Origin of the sequence: Simplicispira sp. (genome assembly GCF_028687295.1) — a bacterium.
Classification (GTDB): Bacteria; Pseudomonadota; Gammaproteobacteria; order Burkholderiales; family Burkholderiaceae_C; genus Simplicispira; species Simplicispira metamorpha.
Map to the genome: position 1 here is coordinate 1 of NZ_JAQUAL010000218.1, position 3,602 is coordinate 3,602.

Annotated in this window: 4 protein-coding genes; 2 read left to right on the top strand and 2 right to left on the bottom strand. The window is 66.0% G+C overall.

Annotation, left to right across the window (positions count from 1 at the left end):
• Nucleotides 1-401 (bottom strand): cupin domain-containing protein (locus PHX69_RS15780; protein ID WP_288045047.1); only part of this gene is annotated, 401 nt, incomplete at its 3' end.
• Nucleotides 402-503: 102 nt separating this feature from the next.
• On the opposite strand from PHX69_RS15780, the gene pobA reads away from it, so the two are divergent.
• On the top strand, nucleotides 504-1,676 hold the full coding sequence (pobA, locus tag PHX69_RS15785; protein WP_119014892.1) for a 4-hydroxybenzoate 3-monooxygenase: 1,173 nt from the start codon (nucleotides 504-506) through the stop codon (nucleotides 1,674-1,676).
• A 559-nt stretch (nucleotides 1,677-2,235) separates the two neighbouring features.
• Complete coding sequence (locus PHX69_RS15790) at nucleotides 2,236-2,379, top strand: hypothetical protein (RefSeq protein WP_288045048.1); 144 nt, start codon at nucleotides 2,236-2,238, stop codon at nucleotides 2,377-2,379.
• A gap of 276 nt (nucleotides 2,380-2,655) precedes the next feature.
• On the opposite strand, the gene PHX69_RS15795 is transcribed toward PHX69_RS15790, so the two are convergent.
• On the bottom strand, nucleotides 2,656-3,602 hold a 947-nt coding region (locus PHX69_RS15795; RefSeq protein WP_288045051.1), incomplete at its 5' end, for an acyl-CoA dehydrogenase family protein.

Below are 3,602 nucleotides of genomic sequence, written 5' to 3' on the forward strand. Positions count from 1 at the left end.
ACCTCGCGGGTCTGCGCCGGGGCCGGGGCCACGGCGGGGCGCGCCAGGTCGCGGCGCACATCGCCCACGCGCACAAAAATTTCGTCCATCAGCTCATCGGCCAGGGTGGTCACCCAGCCCTGCGTGTCCTGCGTGAAGCGAAAGGCGTGGACATGGCCCGGCGGCACGTTGATGAGCGCGCCCGGAAACAGCGCGTGCTGCTCGCCATCGAGGTGCGCGACGCCGCCGCCCGACACCAGCAACAGCACCTGGTGCAGCCGGGTGTGGCGGTGCGGCGCCAGCTCCCAGTCGTGCAGCACCGAGCGCTCGGCAATCGTCTCGCAGTGCAGCACATCGGGCAGGTGCTGCGACTCGCCAAACAGGCTGTACGACTGGATGGTTTCCATGTTCGAAAAGTGCATGTTCTGGAGGGTTCCGGCCATTCAATGGCGCCACTTTGCCACGTATCGTTCAGCCCCACAGCTTGACCGCTGTCATGAACCACCAGAAACAGGAGACATTCCATGAAAACCCAAGTCTGCATCATCGGCGGCGGCCCCTCGGGCCTGATGCTGTCGCAACTGCTGCACCTCAAAGGCATTGATACCGTGGTGCTGGAGCGCCAAAGCCGCGAATATGTGCTGGGCCGCATCCGCGCTGGCGTGCTGGAGCACGGCTTTGCCGAGCTGATGCGCGAGGCCCAGTGCGGCGAGCGCATGGACAAGGAAGGCGAGATCCACGACGGCTTCCTGATCGCCCATGGCGGCCAGGTGAGCCGGGTCGATTTGCACAAGTACAGCGGTGGCAGCTCGGTGGTCGTCTATGGCCAGACCGAGTTGACGCGCGACCTGTACGCAGCGCGCGACCGCATGAATGGCGTGGTCATCCACAACGCCGAAGACGTGCAGCCGCACGACCTCAAAAGCGCCACACCCTACGTCACCTACCGCAGCGGCGACGAGGTGGTGCGCATCGACTGCGACTTCGTCATCGGTGCCGACGGCTTCCATGGTGTGAGCCGCAAGTCCATTCCGCGTGATGTGCTCAAAGAGTACGAGAAGGTGTACCCGTTTGGCTGGCTGGGCGTGCTCTCGCGCACCAAGCCGGTATCGCCCGAGCTGATTTACGCCAAGCACGAGCGTGGCTTTGCGCTGTGCTCGCTGCGCTCGCAGGTGCTGTCGCGCTATTACATCCAGGTGCCGCTGACCGACAGCGTGGAAGACTGGTCGGACGACGCCTTCTGGGCCGAACTCAAGCGCCGCCTGCCCGCTGACGTGGCCGCGCAGCTGGTGACGGGCGCATCGATTGAAAAGTCCATCGCCCCGCTGCGCTCGTTTGTGGCCGAGCCCATGCGCTACGGCAACCTGTTCCTGGCCGGGGACGCCGCCCACATCGTGCCGCCCACCGGCGCGCGCGGCCTCAACAGCGCCGCCTCGGACATTTATTACCTGTACCACGCCATGCTGGCGCACTACCAAAACGGCGACAGCACGGGGCTGGACCAGTATTCCGAAAAAGCACTGGCGCGGGTGTGGAAGGCGCAGCGCTTCTCGTGGTGGATGACGACCATGCTGCACACCTTCCCCGACTCGATCGCCTACGACCAGAAGCTGCAAGAGACAGACCTGGCCTACCTGTTCTCGTCCGAGGCCGCGCAGCGCTCGCTGGCAGAGAACTACGTCGGGCTGCCGTTCTGAGGGGCTTTCACCGCCGGGCCTGGCGGAGGCGGAAATGCTCCTGAATCAATAGCCTCTTGCGCCCACTGGATGGGCGCTAGAGGCCAATTGGGCTTGAATCTCTATTGGGGGTTGTCTGGCTTTTGCTGGGGGGCTCTTGGGGTTGGGGTCTTGGCTCTTGGCGTTTTGGTCTTTGCTGAGGGCGGGGGCCGGGTCTCGCCCCGGCGGGCGCCTCACTTTCTTTTGCTTCGCCAAAAGAAAGTAAGCAAAGAAAAGGCGACCCTGCTGTGCGTGACCCCGCTGCTGCGCAGCGGGGCAACCTGCGATGCTCACGCCGTGCGGGGGCCGCGCAAACTCGCCTTCGGCTCAAACAGCGCGCGGCCCTGATCCGCCCGGCGCTGCGCTTCTCGGCACGCCCAGAAGGGATGCTGGGGGCCAGAACAGCCAAACATCCACCCGGGCCATTGCTGCGCTCGGCCAAACATCCGCGCGGCAAACGGCAAACGGTACACGCCACATCCCACATCCCACACGGCGCGCAGCGCCTGTGCCATCCAGGCCGAGCGCAGCAATGGCCCGTATGGATGTTCTGGGGCGCTTCAATCCCCTGTGGCTGCGCCTGCGCCGGGGTGCTTGCGGGGTGGCGGGTGTGCCGCAGGACACACCCGCAGCGTGGACTGACTCGCCGTGGTTGTCCGAGCGCAGCGCCGCAGGCGCGCAGTGAGTTCCACGGCGCACCCCGCAAGTGCCCCGGCGCAGGTGTACCCCAGCGCTGCGCGCTGGGGTCGCAGTCGTGGGGTCGCTTTTCTTTTGGGTACTTTTCTTTGGCGAAGCAAAGAAAAGTACCTCGCCCGCCGGGGCGAGACCCGGCTCCCGCCCTCAGCAAAGAGCCAGCCTCAGCCAAGCTCCCGCCCTCGGCAACAGCAAAAGCAATGCGTCAGAATCTGCCCCCAATATCAAAATTGATAGCTGCCAGCGCCCACCAGACGGGCGCCAAAGCCTAATTGGGCTTGAACTCCAGCACCTGCCCAATGCGCTGGCGCAGGATGGCCACACGCATCTCGAACTCCGGCAGCACCCACTGGGCAAACGCCTGGGCGGGGGCGCTCCAGCGTTCACCGTGGCTGTGCGCGCTGATCTGGCCCCAGGCCCATTCCAGCAGCAGCAGAGCCACGGCGCGCAGGTAGTCGTCGGCCACCCAGTAGGGCAGTTCGGCGTCAGACTGCGCGGCAATCGCCAGGGTGTGCGTGATCTCCACCAGCGCATGGCGGCGTGCGCTGGCCGCAGCGCTGGGGGCGGCGCCGGGCAGCGTGCCCAGCAGCGCGCTCAGGCCCTGACCGCCATCGGCCAGCACCTTGCGCACCAGCAGGTCGATGGCCTGAATTTCGTTGGTGCCCTCGTAAATCATGGCCACGCGGGCATCGCGCACGATTTGTTCCACGCCCCACTCACGCACGTAGCCATGGCCGCCAAACACTTGCAGGCAGGCGCTGGCGCCGTGGAAGCCCTGGTCGGTGAGCGCGGCCTTGAGCACGGGCGTGACCAGTGCGCACCAGCGCTGGGCGCTGGCACGCTCGCTGGCATCGGGGTGGTGCTTGGCCACGTCCAGTTGCAGGGCGGTGTGGTAGGCCAGCACGCGGCCACCGTCGATCCAGGCGCGCTGCGTGTGCAGGATGCGGCGGATGGCGGGGTGATCTTGAATGAGGCTGGTGTCCTTGGCGCCGGGCGCGCGCATCTGGCGGCGCTCCTGGGCGTAAGCGCTGGCCTTTTGCCAGGCCGCCTCCAGCAGGCCAATGCCTTGCAGGCCCACATGCAGGCGTGCGGCGTTCATCATCACGAACATGGCGGCCAGGCCCTTGTGCGGCTCGCCCACCAGCCAGCCGGTGGCGTCGTCAAAGCGCATCACGCAGGTGGGGCTGCCGTGCAGGCCCATTTTTTCTTCGATGC